Source organism: Pseudomonas sp. ICMP 3272 (assembly GCF_001466905.1).
Classification (GTDB): domain Bacteria; phylum Pseudomonadota; class Gammaproteobacteria; order Pseudomonadales; family Pseudomonadaceae; genus Aquipseudomonas; species Aquipseudomonas amygdali.
In genome coordinates, this window is record NZ_LKEK01000047.1 from 25,030 (window position 1) to 42,102 (window position 17,073).

At 56.8% G+C, this 17,073-nt stretch carries 13 protein-coding genes; all 13 read right to left on the reverse strand.

The genetic code is table 11. From position 1 onward, the window contains the following. Window positions 1-52: 52 nt before the first annotated feature. The gene (locus AO068_RS11265; protein ID WP_044345380.1) at window positions 53-400 is read right to left on the reverse strand and encodes a ComEA family DNA-binding protein; all 348 of its coding nucleotides are present in this window, start codon (window positions 398-400) and stop codon (window positions 53-55) included. A gap of 159 nt (window positions 401-559) precedes the next feature. Continuing rightward, window positions 560-2,554, reverse strand: coding sequence for a polysaccharide biosynthesis protein (locus AO068_RS11270; RefSeq protein WP_058401276.1), 1,995 nt, complete (start codon window positions 2,552-2,554; stop codon window positions 560-562). Between the two features lie 99 nt (window positions 2,555-2,653). Beyond that, the gene (locus AO068_RS11275; RefSeq protein ID WP_058408393.1) at window positions 2,654-3,670 is read right to left on the reverse strand and encodes an MraY family glycosyltransferase; all 1,017 of its coding nucleotides are present in this window, start codon (window positions 3,668-3,670) and stop codon (window positions 2,654-2,656) included. Continuing rightward, window positions 3,663-4,643 carry a UDP-glucose 4-epimerase family protein gene (locus AO068_RS11280; RefSeq protein ID WP_058408394.1) on the reverse strand — a complete coding sequence of 327 codons (981 nt, stop codon included), beginning with the start codon at window positions 4,641-4,643 and terminating at the stop codon, window positions 3,663-3,665. The genes AO068_RS11275 and AO068_RS11280 overlap by 8 nt, the downstream gene beginning before the upstream one ends. Window positions 4,644-4,905: 262 nt before the next feature. Beyond that, the gene (locus AO068_RS11285; RefSeq protein WP_058408395.1) at window positions 4,906-6,342 is read right to left on the reverse strand and encodes an MBL fold metallo-hydrolase; all 1,437 of its coding nucleotides are present in this window, start codon (window positions 6,340-6,342) and stop codon (window positions 4,906-4,908) included. A gap of 412 nt (window positions 6,343-6,754) precedes the next feature. After that, window positions 6,755-6,997 carry a lipopolysaccharide assembly protein LapA domain-containing protein gene (locus AO068_RS11290; RefSeq protein WP_058408396.1) on the reverse strand — a complete coding sequence of 81 codons (243 nt, stop codon included), beginning with the start codon at window positions 6,995-6,997 and terminating at the stop codon, window positions 6,755-6,757. A gap of 24 nt (window positions 6,998-7,021) precedes the next feature. Further along, on the reverse strand, window positions 7,022-7,318 hold the full coding sequence (gene ihfB / locus AO068_RS11295; RefSeq protein WP_002554561.1) for an integration host factor subunit beta: 297 nt from the start codon (window positions 7,316-7,318) through the stop codon (window positions 7,022-7,024). Between the two features lie 320 nt (window positions 7,319-7,638). Then, entirely contained in the window at window positions 7,639-9,330 is a 1,692-nt protein-coding gene (gene rpsA, locus AO068_RS11300; protein WP_002554562.1) for a 30S ribosomal protein S1, read from the reverse strand. 121 nt (window positions 9,331-9,451) lie between these two features. Beyond that, window positions 9,452-10,141: a (d)CMP kinase gene (gene cmk, locus AO068_RS11305; RefSeq protein WP_002554563.1), complete on the reverse strand. Its 690-nt coding sequence runs from the start codon at window positions 10,139-10,141 to the stop codon at window positions 9,452-9,454. Beyond that, window positions 10,138-11,742 carry a prephenate dehydrogenase/arogenate dehydrogenase family protein gene (locus tag AO068_RS11310; RefSeq protein ID WP_058401272.1) on the reverse strand — a complete coding sequence of 535 codons (1,605 nt, stop codon included), beginning with the start codon at window positions 11,740-11,742 and terminating at the stop codon, window positions 10,138-10,140. The genes cmk and AO068_RS11310 overlap by 4 nt, the downstream gene beginning before the upstream one ends. A gap of 57 nt (window positions 11,743-11,799) precedes the next feature. After that, window positions 11,800-12,894, reverse strand: a complete 1,095-nt coding sequence (gene pheA / locus AO068_RS11315; protein WP_002554565.1) for a prephenate dehydratase — start codon at window positions 12,892-12,894, stop codon at window positions 11,800-11,802. Next, window positions 12,894-13,979: a 3-phosphoserine/phosphohydroxythreonine transaminase gene (serC, locus tag AO068_RS11320; protein WP_002554566.1), complete on the reverse strand. Its 1,086-nt coding sequence runs from the start codon at window positions 13,977-13,979 to the stop codon at window positions 12,894-12,896. The genes pheA and serC overlap by 1 nt, the downstream gene beginning before the upstream one ends. 204 nt (window positions 13,980-14,183) lie before the next feature. After that, window positions 14,184-16,970, reverse strand: coding sequence for a DNA gyrase subunit A (gyrA, locus tag AO068_RS11325; RefSeq protein WP_058401271.1), 2,787 nt, complete (start codon window positions 16,968-16,970; stop codon window positions 14,184-14,186). Window positions 16,971-17,073: the final 103 nt, after the last annotated feature.

Here is a 17,073-nt window from a genome sequence, read left to right on the forward strand (position 1 = left end):
CAGACAGGCCGATCATTGATCGGCCTGTTTTTTTTAATGGATAGAGCGAGGCTTAATCAATTGCCAGCTTCTCGCGATTCCTCTCCAGAATAGCCTTGCCAATGCCCTTTACTTCGATCAATTCATCGATGGAGGTAAACTCGCCATTGGCGTCCCGGTAAGCAACGATGGCATCGGCCTTGTTTTTTCCGATACCTGCCAGTTCTTTCTGAAGCATTTGCGCATCGGCGGTATTGAGATTGACCTTATCGTTACGTTGCTCGTGAACGGCCGCGGGCGCTGCGTTTTCCATGGTGGCGGGCGACACGGCGGAGGAAGACGGTGCCGCAGTGGCGTTGACCGCAACCGAGGCACTGGTGAGCAAGGCAAAGATCAAAGCACTGAAGATACGGGTTCGCATAGATAAGGCTCCATAACAGTTCGAGGCAGCATTTCACATGCTGTGCCTGAAACTTAGAGCACTGCCGCCGCCTGGAAAAGAAGTCGAGCGTTGCTGCCTATGTCCAGATCAATCAACGTATGTCTGCCGTTGCCGGGCCTTCGGTAATCGTTGATCAAATCACGGTTCGCCGCTGCGTTCCTGATACATCCAGTCAACGATTTCACCTTCCGGCGCATACCCGTTTACGGTTTCTCGCAGCAATTGACGCACGCTGTTGTAATCGTCGCGGTCCACCGCATCCAGCAGTTTTACAAGACGGCCCTTCAAGACATCCCACTGCAGGAAATCCTCATTCGCACTCATGATCATCGGGTGCTCGGTGGCGACGACGTTGTCACCGATCAATAGCTCTTCATAGAGTTTTTCACCGGGACGCAACCCGGTGAACTCGATGGAGATATCGCCCTGCGGGTTTTTTTCGGAGCGAATGGACAGACCGGACAGGTGGATCATTTTCTCGGCCAGTTCGACAATCTTGACCGGCTCGCCCATGTCCAGAACGAATACATCCCCGCCATGCCCCATGGAACCCGCCTGGATGACCAATTGCGCGGCCTCGGGGATGGTCATGAAGTAACGGGTGATCTTGGGATGCGTCACCGTCAACGGTCCGCCTGATTGGATCTGTTTGTGAAACAGCGGAATGACCGAACCGGACGACCCGAGCACATTACCGAAACGAACCATCGTGAAGCGCGTTTTGTTGACCTGATAAACGTTGGCCTTGTCGCCGAAGATCACCGGCGCGGTCTCGCGGCTCAGCGCCTGCAGTATCAGTTCGGCAAGGCGCTTGGTGCTGCCCATCACGTTGGTCGGGCGCACGGCCTTGTCAGTAGAGATCAGAACGAAGTTGGAAACACCCGCCTGCAACGCCGCCTGTGCGGTATTGAGCGTACCGACAACGTTATTGATGACTCCCTCGGCAATATTATGCTCGACCATCGGGACGTGCTTGTAGGCTGCAGCGTGATAGACCGTGTCGACCTTCCAGGTTTTCATGATCGACAGCAGTTTGGGATGATTGCGTACCGAACCGAGTATGGGCAGTAACTTGACCGAAAGAGACTCGCGAGCCGCTCGCTGCTCAAGTTCGGTAAGAATGCTGTAGAGGTTGAACTCGCTGTGGTCGAGCAACAGCAACTGGGTGGGCTGCAACAGTAATATCTGTCGGCACAGTTCTGAGCCGATCGAGCCACCTGCCCCGGTTACCAGCACCGTTTTGCCCTTGATGCAGTGCTCTAGCAGGTTGTCTCGGGCCGGTACCGCGTCGCGCCCCAGAAGGTCAGCGATATCGACTTCCTGAAGGTCGTCTACCTTGACCCTGCCGGCGGCAAGGTCCATGAAGCCGGGAACGCTTCGTACGTGCAACGGAAAGCCTTCCAGAAAGCCCAGAATTTCCCGGCGACGCCCGCGCGATGAAGACGGGATCGCCAACAGGATTTCCTGAGCACCGGTGGAATCTATCATTCGCTGGATATTTCGGGGTTTGTAGACCTGCAGGCCGGAAATCACCCGATTGGAAATCGATTCGTCATCATCAATGAACGCCACCGGATGCATCAGGCGTCCCATGCGCAAGGCAGCAACCAACTGGTTTCCTGCCGCGCCCGCGCCGTAAATGGCGACTTTCTGCAGACCATTGTCGCTCTTGGCAAAGGGGACGTGTTGCGCTGCCGCGAACCAGTCGCCGAGAAAATACTGGCGCATGGCCAGACGCAGGCCGCCGATCATCACCATGCTCAGCCACCAGTAGTTGAAGATGACCGAGCGCGGGACCAATTGCTGGTGATTGCTGTAAACGTAGACCATGCAACCGAGGATCAACGAAGACATCGTAACGGCCTTGATGATCGCAATCAGGGCGTCGTTGCCGAAATAGCGCATCACCGCTCGGTACATGCCAAAACGAATGAACAGTGGAATAGCTGCAAGCGGCGCACTGATGAACAGCCAGGTATGTTTCTCCAGAGGATTGATCAACTCATCAATTCCCAACCGCACGAGAAACGACATCCACAGGGCGAGCCAGACAAGAACAACGTCAGCAGCTACCTGAATTATTCGCTTTTTGCGGCGTGGTAGGGCCAGCAAACTGGCCCGCAACCTGCTCATCAATTGTTTAATGCTCCGTTATGCTACCGGTTGAAATATCACCTCAAACCGGTATTTGTGAAACAACCACGAGTCTGAGACAACCAGAAAACCGCTTCGTTACCCGATTTCCGCCTCACCGGCGCGGAACCTGAGCGCCAGTAATACAAGGGGGACGTAAGCAATTACCGTCCATATCAGCCCTTCGCCATCGCCCAACGCCACCCACATCGCTATAGGTAGCAGCCAAACCAGATTGATCAGCCCCACAGTCAGCGTGACCGGCGAATGCCTGCCGTAATGACGTGACGCGAACTGATACGCATGGCTGCGATGGGCCTCGTAGAGCTTTTCTCTGCGCAACAGACGTCGGACAAGCGTTACCGTGGCGTCGACAATAAACACACCCAGCAGAATCAGCCAGGACCAGAATAACTGAGGCGAGGCCCAGGAACCCTGAATGGATAGCACACCGAGCACAATTCCGAGAAATCCGCTGCCTGCATCGCCCATGAATATCTTCGCCGGCGGAAAATTCCAGTAAAGGAAACCGGCAACGGCAGCGGCAAGCAGAAGCACCTCCCACGACAGCCCGACATAATCACCCAGCGCATAAATGATGCTCATGCCCAGACACACCGTAACTGCCTCGATACCGGCGATACCGTCGATGCCGTCCATGAAGTTATAAAGATTCAACATCCATACCAGGTAGAACGCTGCGAGTACCTGGCCGACAGCACCGGGGGTGAATGTCCACCCCAGGATGTCAACCGGAGCGAGCCCGTCGAGCCAGAACAAAGCCCAGGCAGCGGCAAGAAAATGCCCCAGCAGGCGCCATCGTGCAGCGATGTGCCCATGATCGTCCATGAAACCGATCACGGCGACCAGTCCCCCCGAACCAACAACTGCGAAAAAAACCGATGCAGACAGATGCCCCACCCAGGCCAGAATTGCCATCGCAATGACAAAGGCAACGACGATGGAAACGCCGCCGCCCCTGGGTGTAGGTATGGAATGTGAGCTGCGGGCATTTGGAATATCGATCAAACTTCTGGCAAGGGCATACTTGCGCAGCAACGCCGTTAAAAGCAGAGACACAAAGGCAATAGCAATTACTGACAGCCACTCAATCATGCTTGTCGTGTTCCAGATAATATCGAGCAGTATCCTGCATGGCGTGTTCAATACTCACAGGTGGATGCCAGTCCAGCATCGTACAGGTTTTACTGATGTCGACCTGCAGCGAGCTGCATAACCGTTGTGAGAAGGCTTTCTTGCCAAGCAATGCTGCAGCGCTTTTCAACAGCGCTTCAGGCACCGGCAGCAAGCGGGCCGGTTTTCCAAGGGCCTTGCCCATTTCACGCAAAAGCCGGGCTGTGGACAGGTCATCCGCGTCACTGACCAGAAATGTCTGGTCAGCTGCTGCAGGATGATCGATGCAGACCATGACCAGATCAGCCAGATTATCCACCGCCACCAGGCTTCGACGATTATTGATGGACCCGAGCGGAAGCGGCAGCCCTTTGTCGAGCCAGCGCATCATGCTCTTGAAGTTGGCCTTGACTCCCGGGCCGTAGACCAGAACCGGGCGAATGATCACAACCTGCATACCGGTTCGGGCAGACAGCTCGCGTAACCCCTCCTCGGCTTTCTGCTTGGAAACGCCATAAGCATCCAGTGGATTACATGGATCGTCGGCTCTGAACGGCGCACCGGGATGGGTAAACTCGCCGTTGGCCTTGATGGAGCTGAGGAAGATAAAGCGCCTGACCCCCGCCGCTGCGGCTTGCTCGGCAAGATTCAGCGTCGCAGTGACATTGGCGCGAAAGTATTCCTGATCCGGCTCATCAGCGGTCTCGTTGAGTACATGGACCCGGGCAGCACAATGAATAACCACATGCGCCCCGGTTACAAGATCAGACCACTGGTTATCCGGAGCCAGCGACTGTGCGCTGACAACCTTGATGCGTTCTGAAGAGCAGGCATAGGCACCCCGCACCGCAACCCGAACAGAATGACCGGTGCGCTCGATCAATCGGCGCACAACAGCACTGCCCACGAAACCTGTCGCACCTGTTATTGCAACCAATGCAACATCACCGCTCATGCAAGAACGCCCTTCAAAATTGGCCAAATATTCCGTATGTGACGCTTTTTGACAACTGAAAATATCTTCAATCCATTTTATAACTTTCCCGTCGGCGTAAAAAACCCTTTTCGGCAGTGCACCTGAATCAACTGTATAAATGCCTGCATCAGTGACCCTCGGTCCTCCCGTATGGGACGTAGGTGATTTACATTAACCAGGGCCAGGTGCACACCTTGAAAATTCAATTACGCCTTCAACTGATAACTAGCGCGCTCGCCTATCAAGGAATAAGCAGCTCTACCGTTCTTTTTTCAAGCGCGTATTTACGACCCAGAATATTCCCCAGCACCTTTTTCGCAGTTGCCTCGCCGTGCACCAATCGAATCTGCACAGGCCACTCTTTCATGCCCGTGACGAAACCGACGAGTCCGGCCTGATCAGCATGAGCAGAATAGCCTTTGGCGGTATGAACCCCTGCGTGAATATCAAAGCGTTCACGATCCAGTTCGACATAGCCGCCCAACGGACCGTGCAACTGAATGGCTGCACCAGGTGTGCCCTTGCCCTGATAGCCCACAAACACCACGTTATGCCTGGCGTCGCCCAGCATGGCTTTCAGGTAATTGACAATTCTGCCTCCGGCGCACATGCCGTTGCCGGCAATCACGATGGCCGGACGCGCAGTGCTGGTCAGGTAGTTGACGGTACGCAGGTGCTCCTCATGCGTATCGACAGTGATCAGTTGCTCGAAGCCCAGCGGCTTTCTGCCGACATCGAGTCTTAGCCGGGCATCCTCATCCCAATAGTCTTCGAATGCCTGATAGACCTTCGTGAACCGGCTCGCCAGAGGCGAGTCAAGAATGATCGGCAACCTCGACCAATCGGCAGGCGGTATTTCACCTCCAGACGGGAGCACACTGTTTTCAGCAGAATGCTTCGACGGCATTTTGCGCCGCAGAATATCTTCCAGCTCGTAGAGCAATTCCTGAGTACGGCCGATGCTGAACGCCGGTATCAGAACCGTGCCGTTATCTTCGAGTGCCTTGTCTATGATCTGCTCAAGTGCCTGCTGGCGAATGCTGCGATCCTCGTGAAGGCGATCACCGTAAGTGCTTTCCAGAATCAGAACATCCGCGCGTTCCGGGGGCTTGGGGGCTGGCAGAAACGGTGTGTGACTTGCGCCGAGATCACCGGAGAACACTACACGCAGGGAACGCCCTTGCGCAGGGTAGTGCAGATCGCACTCGATATAGGCAGAACCGAGTATATGTCCGGCACGCTGCAGACGAACCCGGCAGTGCAATGTTTCGTGTTCGACCAGACTGAACCAGTTATCGAATGGCAGCGCGATGATTCTCTTGTTGATGAGCTCCAGGTAACGCTGTATTTGTTCGGGGTCATGCGCAAACTCGATCTTCAGGATATCTTCCATGACCAGTGGCAGCAGATGGGCGCTGGGCTCGCTGCACAGTATGGGCCCCTTGTAGCCAGAGGCCAGCAACTCGGGGATACGCCCGACATGGTCATTGTGCACATGGGTGACCAGCAGCGCCCTGATAGTCTCTGGGTCGAACCCGAATGAGGCGGCACGCTCACCGCGCTCCTGCACCGAGCCGCAGTCGATCAACAGGTTGCTCGAGGCGTCCATACACAATTGATGACAGGAACCGGTTACCGTATCGACAGCACCGTGATGAATGATTTCCGGATAAGACATGCAGTTACCTTTTCTTGCCAGCCTGTACTTGATGTTTGCAACATCCGGCATCGGATCTGAACAGTAAGTTTCGGCGCATTCTGCACGTGAAAGGCTTATTTTCAAGACTTGACACAAAGCTGTCAGGACAGCAGCAATCGGCGCTGCTAAAGAAGATAACCGGCTACCCCTTTAGAATGGGCACCTGAATTAAAAAAGAGATTAATCCTACACACTAAAGTAACTACTCTTCGTACAACAGAAGAATAAACTGACAGAATTATAAGCCCGATTTTTTGAAGAATACCGACGATAAGCGTGAAGCAAACGCCAGCCTCGAAACGCCGCATGCCATTCGATGGGGTGCAAGGGCGTGGAGAATACGCATATTACGTCGCCAGAAATGCATTCGGCGACGCCTGATCAGCGCTGCTCAAACGGAGCGAGGGGAAGGCGTACGTTTTTTGCGAAGACTGGATATCCATGTCAGCACCGGACCGATAACCATGCCCAGCAGCAGAGCCAGGACAACTGGCAATGCCAACGGAAGCTGGGGCGCTGACCAGCCGAAAAAAGTTACCGCGACAGATTGCCTGTTTTCAAGCACGAACACGGTTGTTGCCAAAACAGCAAGCAACACGGTGACGATCAAAATGACTCGTTTGAAGATACGCATCTGGTGATCCTGTGGTAAATGGCTTCAAAAGCCCTCTTCTTCATCCTCATTGACCCGATCCCGCAGCTCTTTGCCTGGTTTGAAATGCGGGACAAACTTGCCGTCGAGACTAACCGACTGGCCGGTCTTCGGGTTGCGCCCTACTCGCGGTGCACGGTAATGCAGTGAAAAGCTGCCAAAACCCCGAATTTCGATTCGGTCACCGGTCGCCAGGCACTGGGACATTTGTTCAAGCATGGTCTTGATGGCCAGCTCGACATCCTTGGATGAGAGCAGCCCTTGATGGGTGACAATTCGTTCGATCAACTCCGACTTCGTCATATTTTTCCCTTCTTTTTCAAGCAGCTAGATCAGCGCTTGGAAGGTTTTAGCATGACCGGATGAATTTGAACAGCCCATCTATTGACTTATGTTCAATACTGTCTACCAGGCATGAAAAGATTACACCCACATTACAGGCGAGACGTATCGGAAGGGAGCTGAAGCATTCGAAGAATAGAGACGGCCTGAGAGGCCACTGAGGACATTTGGCAGCCTGGGCAGTGCCTGTGCAGACATTCCTGAAACAAGAGCCTGTAAGGCCTTAGCAGCAGAAATAAAAAAGGACGACCGAAGTCGTCCTTTTTGTGGTCAAGCAGAACTTAGTTCTGTTTTTCCATTTGCGCGCGCAGCAGGTCACCAATGGTGGTAGGACCAGTGCTTTCAGCGACTTCAGGCTTGCTACGCAGGCTCTGAATGGCTTCTTTCTCGTCTTCAACATCTTTCGACTTGATGGACAAGCTGATTACGCGGCTCTTGCGGTCAACGCTGATGATCTTGGCTTCGATCTCTTCGCCTTCTTTCAGAACGTTACGCGCGTCTTCGACGCGGTCACGGCTGATTTCGGAGGCTTTGAGGGTCGCTTCGATGTCGTCGGCCAGGGTGATGATGGCGCCTTTGGCGTCAACTTCTTTAACGATACCGCGAACGATAGCGCCCTTGTCATTGACAGTGACGTACTCGGAGAACGGATCGCTTTCCAGCTGCTTGATACCCAGCGAGATGCGCTCACGCTCAGGATCAACAGACAGGATCACGGTGTCGAGCTCGTCGCCCTTCTTGAAGCGACGTACGGCTTCTTCGCCCACTTCGTTCCAGGAGATGTCGGACAGGTGAACCAGGCCGTCGATGCCGCCGTCCAGACCAATGAAGATACCGAAATCGGTGATCGACTTGATGGTGCCGGAGATTTTATCGCCCTTGTTGAACTGGCCAGAGAAATCTTCCCATGGGTTGGATTTGCACTGTTTGATGCCGAGGGAGATACGACGACGCTCTTCGTCGATGTCCAGAACCATGACTTCCACTTCGTCGCCAACCTGAACGACTTTCGAAGGGTGGATGTTCTTGTTGGTCCAGTCCATTTCGGAAACGTGTACCAGGCCTTCCACGCCTTCTTCCAGCTCTGCGAAGCAGCCGTAGTCGGTCAGGTTGGTAACACGCGCGGTAACGCGGGTGCTTTCCGGGTAGCGAGCCTTGATAGCAACCCATGGATCTTCACCCAGTTGCTTCAGACCCAGGGAAACACGATTGCGCTCGCGATCGTACTTCAGGACCTTTACATCGATCTCATCGCCAACGTTGACGATTTCCGATGGATGCTTGATGCGCTTCCAGGCCATGTCGGTGATGTGCAGCAGGCCATCGACGCCACCCAGATCGACGAATGCGCCGTAATCGGTGAGGTTCTTGACGATACCCTTGACCTGTTGACCTTCCTGCAGGGACTCGAGCAGAGCTTCGCGCTCGGCACTGTTCTCGGCTTCCAGGACACTGCGACGGGAAACGACAACGTTGTTGCGCTTCTGGTCCAGCTTGATGACCTTGAACTCGAGCTCTTTGCCTTCCAGGTGAGTCGTGTCACGCACAGGGCGGACGTCAACCAGAGAACCAGGCAGGAACGCACGGATGCCGTTAACGTCGACAGTGAAGCCGCCTTTAACCTTACCGTTGATAACGCCCTTGACCACTTCTTCAGCTGCGAAAGCCGCTTCCAGAACGATCCAGCACTCGGCACGCTTGGCTTTTTCGCGGGACAGCTTGGTTTCGCCAAAGCCATCTTCGACCGCGTCCAGCGCAACGTGAACTTCATCGCCGATCTTGATGGTCAGCTCGCCAGCGTCGTTGTGGAACTGTTCCAGCGGGATGAGGCCTTCAGATTTCAGACCGGCGTGAACCGTAACCCAACCTGCCTGGTAGTCGATATCAACGATGATAGCGGTGATGATCGAACCAGCCTGAAGGTTGAGGGTCTTTAGGCTTTCTTCAAAAAGTTCTGCAAAGCTTTCGCTCATTTTAATTCCTGTTGATCAAGGGCGAAGAATACGCCCATCTGCCACGCTCCAGACAACGTGGGTTTCGTTCAAGTAAAAGAAAGCCTGCGGGACTATGACTGGTCTCCCACACGCTTCTTCGTCATCCGGCGATACCGCGAAGCGCGATTTCGCTCAGAATGCGTTCCAGCACCTGCTCGATGGACAATTCAGTGGAATCCAGCTGTATGGCGTCGTGCGCCGGCTTCAGCGGGGCTACCGCTCGCTGGGTGTCACGCTCGTCGCGTGCACATATCTCATCTAGCAGACTCGACAGACTAACATCATCGCCCTTGGCCTTCAACTGCAAGTAACGTCGACGCGCACGCTCCTCGGCACTGGCAGTGAGGAAAATCTTCAGTGGCGCATCCGGGAACACCACGGTGCCCATGTCGCGACCATCCGCAACAAGGCCCGGCTCCTCCTGAAAAGCGCGCTGGCGCAACAGCAAGGCGTCGCGCACCGCCGGCAGCGAAGCCACCTGCGACGCGCCGCTGCCTACCTGCTCGTTGCGAATGGCGTGGGTGACATCCTCGCCTTCCAGAATGATGCGCTGCCCCTGCCCGGCCGCAGTCGCTTCGAACTGGACATCCAGATGAGCGGCCAGAAGCTTGAGCGCTTCTTCATTGGTCAGGTCGACGCCATGATTGCGCGCGGCAAAAGCCAGCAGGCGATACAAGGCACCGGAATCAAGCAGGCACCAGCCGAGTTTTCTGGCCAGCAATCCGGCTACAGTGCCCTTTCCGGAACCGCTGGGTCCGTCGATGGTGATAACGGGAGCTTTGATTTTCACTTTTTGTCCTCTTGCGCTACACGCATGCCAACTTGAGCGCACAGCGCCAGAAAATGGGGAAACGATGCGGCGGCATCCGCGCACGCTTGAATACGGATGGGCGCCGAAGCCCTCAACGATGCAACGCGAAACGCCATGACGATACGCTGATCGCTGCGAGCATCAACCTCGCCGCCACCCGGCACACCGCCTTCGATAATAATGCCATCCAGCACTGGCTCGGCCTCGATACCCAGAGCCAGCAGACCATCGGCCATCAGCCTGACGCACTCTGACTCGTCGGCTTGCAGCGCCTGTGCGCCGCGCAGAATGGTACGCCCTTCTGCACACGCTGCGGCAACAAGCAGCACCGGAAATGTATTGATCGCCAACGGCACCAGCGCTTCAGGAATATCAGCCCCTTTCAGCCGGGCGGAGCGGACATGCAGGTCTGCGAGCGTCCCGCTCGCCAGTTTGCGGACATTTTGCAGCACGATATCGCCGCCCATCAGGCGCAGGATATCGATCGCCCCCTCACAAGGGGAACTGACCGGAACGTCCTCGAGCAGCAAGTCGCACCCTTCGCTGATCGACGTCGCCACCATGAACAGCACCGCAGACATGACATCCACCGGCCCTTTGATGTGGTGGCTCACGCTATCCGCAGGCCCGCCGCGAACCTCACGATGGTCGCCAGACGCTGTATCGACCCGGGCACGACTGGCCAGAATTCTGCCGAAGTGCTCCCTGGCTGCGCGAGCGCGTGTGAACACGTCCATCAGTTGTGCGCCGTCGCCTGCATCTACCGCGTCGCGCAAGGCATCGAGATCCGTACGAAAGCTGTCCAGCGTGCGCAGTACTGCTTGCCGATTGGCCATGAAGATGTCGTGCCACATGGTCGGATCGCTGCCTGCGATACGCGTGAAATCACGGAAACCGCCAGCGGCATACCTGAATATGTCCAGATTTTCATTACGCTTGGCCAGTGAGTCGACCAGACCGAATGCCAGCAAATGTGGCAGGTGGCTGGTTGCAGCCAACACCTCATCGTGACGCTCGACCTGCATGTGCTCGACATCGGCACCCAAGGCAGACCACAGCCGGTCGACAATCGTCACCGCTTGAGGATCGGTCTCAGCCAGCGGGGTCAGAATAACCTTATGACGCCTGAACAGCGCCGCATTGGACGCTTCAACGCCACTCTGCTCGGACCCGGCAATCGGATGCCCAGGCACAAAACGTGACGGCATATGGCCGAATGCCTGGCGTGCAGCGCTGACCACATTGCCTTTGGCGCTGCCAACATCGGTGAGAATTGCGTCACCCAGATCCAGCGGTGCAAGCAGCGCCAGGAGCTTTTCCATAGCCAGAATCGGCACCGCCAACTGAATCACGTCGGCGCCACGACAGGCCACGGCAAGATCGGCTTCACAGCGATCCACAACGCCCAATTCGACTGCCAGCTTTCGCGACTGCGGATCAAGATCGACGCCGACGACTTCGCGGCACAGGCCGCTTTCGCGCACGCCCTTGGCGAAGGAGCCGCCGATCAGCCCAAGCCCCACGACCACCAGACGACCGATCAATGGCCGGGCCGCTTGTTCCGAAATTACATCAACCACGCGAACACACCTGACAGCCCGACAAGACAACAAACAAACGGATCATGTACAACGCCCTCAAAGAACCGCTTTCGGGTAGGAACCCAGCACCTTCAAGGCAACGGCTTCACTGCTGATTTTTTCCAGCACGGCCTTGACCAGCGGGTCCTGGTGATGGCCGACGAAGTCGATGAAAAACACGTAGGTCCACTTGCCACTGCGCGACGGGCGGGTTTCGATGCGTGTCAGGTCCAGACCGCTCTCGTGAAACGGCACCAGCAGCTCGTGCAGCGCACCCGGCTTGTTGCTCATCGACACAATGATCGAGGTCTTGTCATCGCCGGTCGGCGGCACTTCCTGATTGCCGATGATGAGGAAGCGCGTGGAGTTGTCCGGGCGATCTTCGATCTTTTCTGCAAGACGCGTCAGACCATACAGACCTGCTGCCATATCGCCAGCGATGGCCGCCGAGTTCCACTCGCCCTTGACCCGCTTGGCGGCTTCGGCGTTGCTGGCAACGGCGACGCGCTCGACATTCGGGTAATGGGCATCCAGCCATTTGCGGCACTGGGCCAGCGACTGAGCGTGGGAATAGATGCGCGTGATGCTTTGCGTCTTGGTGCTTTCGCCCACCAGCAAATGGTGGTGGATACGCAGCTCGACTTCGCCACAGATGACCATGTCGTGTTCAAGAAAGCTGTCGAGCGTGTGGTTGACCGCGCCTTCGGTGGAGTTTTCCACCGGGACCACGCCAAAATTCACGGCACCGGCAACCACTTCACGAAACACTTCGTCAATCGCAGCCATCGGCAGACTGATGACTGCATGCCCGAAATGCTTCATCGCGGCGGCCTGGGTAAACGTACCCTCAGGGCCGAGATAGGCGACCTTGAGCGGCTGTTCAAGCGCGAGGCAGGAAGACATGATTTCGCGGAACAGCCGCGCCATCTCTTCGTTGCTCAATGGCCCGCGATTGCGTTCCATGACTCGCCGAAGCACTGCAGCTTCGCGCTCCGGGCGATAGAACACAGGCACTTCGCCTTCAGCCAGCGAGGACATCTTGACCCTGGCCACTTCCTGGGCACAGCGGGCACGCTCGCTGATCAGCTCCAGAACTTTCTCATCGAGGCTGTCGATACGGACGCGAAGCGCCTTGAGTTCTTGCTCGGACATCAGCCGTGCTCCTTCTCGAAGTCTTTCATGTAGGCCACCAACGCGTTGATGGCGTTGATATCGATTGCGTTGTAGATGGATGCACGCATGCCGCCCACCGAGCGATGGCCCTTGAGGTTGAGCAGACCGTTTGCGTCGGCACCGGCCAGGAACGGCTTGTCGAGACGATCGTCAGCCAGACGGAACGGCACGTTCATCCACGAACGATCGGGCTTGTTGATCGGGTTGCTGTACAGCTCGCTGGCGTCGATAAAGTCATACAGCGTGCGCTGTTTGATTTCGTTGCGCTTGCCGATTGCCTCGACACCGCCCTGCTCCTTGAGCCATTCGAAGACCAGCCCCGACAGGTACCAGGCGAGAGTCGGCGGCGTGTTGTACATCGAGCCGTTGTCGGCAGCGACCTTGTAGTCGAGCATGGTCGGGCACAGCGAGCGCGCGCGACCCAGCAGGTCTTCGCGAATGATCACCACCACGATGCCGCTGGGGCCGATGTTCTTCTGGGCGCCAGCGTAGATCATGCCGAAACGCGAGATGTCCACCGGGCGCGAGAGGATGTCCGAAGACATGTCGGCAACCAGCGGCACGTCGCCGGTTTCGGGAATCCAGTTGAATTCCAGACCACCAATGGTTTCGTTTGGCGCGTAGTGAACGTAGGCAGCATCCTTGGACAGCTTCCACTCGTTCTGACCGGGAATGGCAAAGTAATCGTAAGGCTTGGCGCTGGCGGCGACGTTGACCGTGCCATAGCGCGATGCCTCGTCGATAGCCTTCTGCGACCAGATGCCGGTATCGATGTAGTCGGCCTTGCCGTTTTCCGGCAGCAGGTTCAGCGCAATCTGGGCGAACTGCTGGCTCGCGCCGCCTTGCAGGAACAGCACTTTGTAATTGGAGGGGATGGACAGCAGATCGCGCAGATCCTGCTCGGCCTTGGTGGCAATGGAGACGAACTCGTCACTGCGGTGGCTCATTTCCATGACGGAAAGGCCTTTGCCGTGCCAGTCGAGGAGTTCCGCCTGGGCACGCAGCAGAACAGCTTCAGGAAGCGCAGCAGGACCTGCGCAGAAGTTAAAGGCTCGCTTGCTCATATCCACTCTCGTCAAATACGTTGGGTCTGTACGCGCTTGTTTCTGGTTGCTTGCCACGAGCAGACAGACGCCGCAGCGACTGGCAGCTCCTTGCTGAAATTCTGATCCGGCTGCAGGGCTGGCCGAATGTTGCAAGGGCTGGACTTGCCTGGAATGCACATGCACTCACAGACGAGCCAGCCCTTACCTGATTTACGTTACAGCTCAGTTCTGCGGTTCGTCTTCATCTGGCGCAGCGTCCGCCTGCAGGTCTTCACCGGCATCGTCCACTTCAGCTTCAGCGGCATCGACGATCACGCCGTCGATAACCTCTTCGCCTTCAAGCTCTTCGCCTTCGACTTCCGACGGCTCCTGAACACGCTCCAGACCGACCAGCTTCTCGTCGCTGGCCAGCTTGATCAGGGTAACGCCCTGGGTGTTACGGCCCAGACTGGACACTTCGCCGACCCGGGTACGCACCAGCGTGCCCTGATCGGAAATCAGCATGATTTCTTCGCCATCAAGCACCTGAACCGCGCCGACCAGACGGCCGTTACGCTCGTTGCTGACCATGGCGATGACGCCCTGACCGCCACGCTTGTACTCAGGGAACTCGGAAATGGCCGTACGCTTGCCGTAGCCGCGCTCGGAAGCAGTCAGAATCTGGCTGCCTTCTTCCGGGATCAGCATCGAAATCAGCTTTTGCCCTTCTGGCAGACGCATGCCACGAACACCGCGAGCGGTACGGCCCATGGCGCGCACGTCGGATTCCTTGAAACGGGTCACCTTGCCACCGTCGGAGAACAGCATGATTTCCTGCTCGCCATCGGTAATGGCCGCAGAGATCAGGATGTCGCCCTCGTCCAGCTCAAGGGCGATAAGGCCCGAGCTGCGCTGACGGCTGAATGCAACCAGCGGGGTCTTCTTGACAGTACCGTTGGCGGTGGACATGAAGATGAACGGAGCCTTCTTCTTGTCGGCAGCCTTGATACGGGCCTTGCGCTCTTCTTCGGTCTCGCTGCTGTTTTCCGCGTCGTCCAGCTCGCCTTCAAGGGCTTCGCCTTCTTCGTCGGCACGCTTGCGCATCGCTTCGAGGTCGACCGGCAGCATGGTGGTGATGTATTCGCCGTCGCTCAGCGGCAACAGGTTGACCAACGGACGACCACGGGCAGCGCGGGAGGCCTCCGGGATCTCGTAGGTCTTGAGCCAGTACACCTTGCCCTTGCTGGAGAACATCAGCAGCGTGGTGTGGCTGTTGGCGACCAGCAGGTGAGCAATGTAGTCCTCATCCTTGATGCCGGTGGCCGACTTGCCCTTGCCGCCACGACGCTGAGCCTGATAGACCGCCAATGGCTGGGTCTTGGCATAGCCGCCATGGGAGATGGTGACCACGCGCTCTTCTTCGGTGATCAGGTCACCCAGGGTCAGGTCCAGACGTGCATCGAGAATTTCGGTACGACGGGCGTCGCCGTACTCGGAGCGGATCACTTCCAGCTCTTCGCGGATCACTTCCATCAGGCGCGTTGCGCTGTTGAGGATGCGGATCAGCTCGCCGATCTGGTTGAGGATTTCCTGGTACTCGCCCAGCAGCTTCTCGTGTTCCAGGCCGGTCAGGCGATGCAGACGCAGCTCCAGAATGGCCTGAGCCTGTTCCGGCGACAGGAAATACTTGCCTTCACGCAGGCCGTATTGCGGATCGAGGTTCTCGGGGCGGCACGAATCGGCACCGGCACGCTCGACCATTTCGACCACTGCGCTCGATTCCCAAGGCGTCTTGATCAGCGCTTCCTTGGCTTCTGCAGGTGTCGGAGAGGCCTTGATGAGGGCGATGACCGGGTCGATGTTGGACAGCGCAACAGCCTGGCCTTCAAGGATATGGCCACGCTCGCGGGCCTTGCGCAGTTCGAATACGGTACGGCGGGTAACCACTTCGCGACGGTGACGAACAAAGGCTTCCAGCAGGTCCTTGAGGTTCAGGATGCGTGGACGGCCGTCAATCAGGGCAACGATGTTGATACCGAAAACGCTTTGCAGCTGGGTCTGGGCATAAAGATTGTTGAGAACAACCTCCGGCACTTCGCCACGACGCAGCTCGATAACCACGCGCATACCGTCCTTGTCGGACTCGTCGCGCAGCTCGGTAATGCCTTCGAGTTTCTTTTCCTTGACCAGCTCGGCGATCTTCTCGATCAGACGTGCCTTGTTCAGCTGGTAAGGCAGCTCGGTGATGACGATCTGCTGACGACCGCCAACCTTGTCGATGTCTTCGACGATGGAGCGGGCACGCATGTAAATGCGTCCACGACCCGTGCGATAGGCTTCGATGATGCCCGCACGGCCGTTGATGATCGCCGCTGTAGGGAAATCCGGGCCGGGGATGTACTGCATCAGTTCGTCGACCGTCAACTCTGGGTTGTCGATCAGTGCCAGGCAACCGTCGATGACTTCACCGAGGTTGTGCGGCGGAATGTTGGTCGCCATGCCCACAGCAATACCGCTGGAGCCGTTGACCAGCAGGTTGGGAATACGGGTCGGCATGACCGCGGGGATCATTTCGGTGCCGTCGTAGTTCGGCACCCAGTCCACGGTTTCCTTGTGCAGGTCGGCCAGCAGCTCGTGCGCCAGCTTGGTCATGCGCACTTCGGTGTATCGCATGGCCGCAGCGTTATCGCCGTCGACCGAACCGAAGTTGCCCTGACCGTCTACCAGCAGATAGCGCAGCGAGAATGGCTGAGCCATACGAACGATGGTGTCGTACACGGCTGTATCGCCGTGCGGGTGATACTTACCGATCACGTCACCAACCACACGGGCGGATTTCTTGTACGGCTTGTTCCAGTCGTTACCCAGCTCGCTCATTGCGAACAACACGCGCCGGTGCACGGGCTTCAAGCCGTCGCGTGCATCGGGCAGTGCCCGACCGACGATTACGCTCATCGCGTAGTCGAGGTAGGACTGCTTCAGCTCGTCTTCGATATTGACCGGGAGGATTTCTTTGGCCAGTTCGCCCATGAGAAGCCTGATTCCTTTTTCTGGTGAAACCTCGCAAACCCGTTCGGGGTATACGAAGCTCGCCGCTGCCAGCATGTGCAGGGCAGCGACTTACGACAAATCA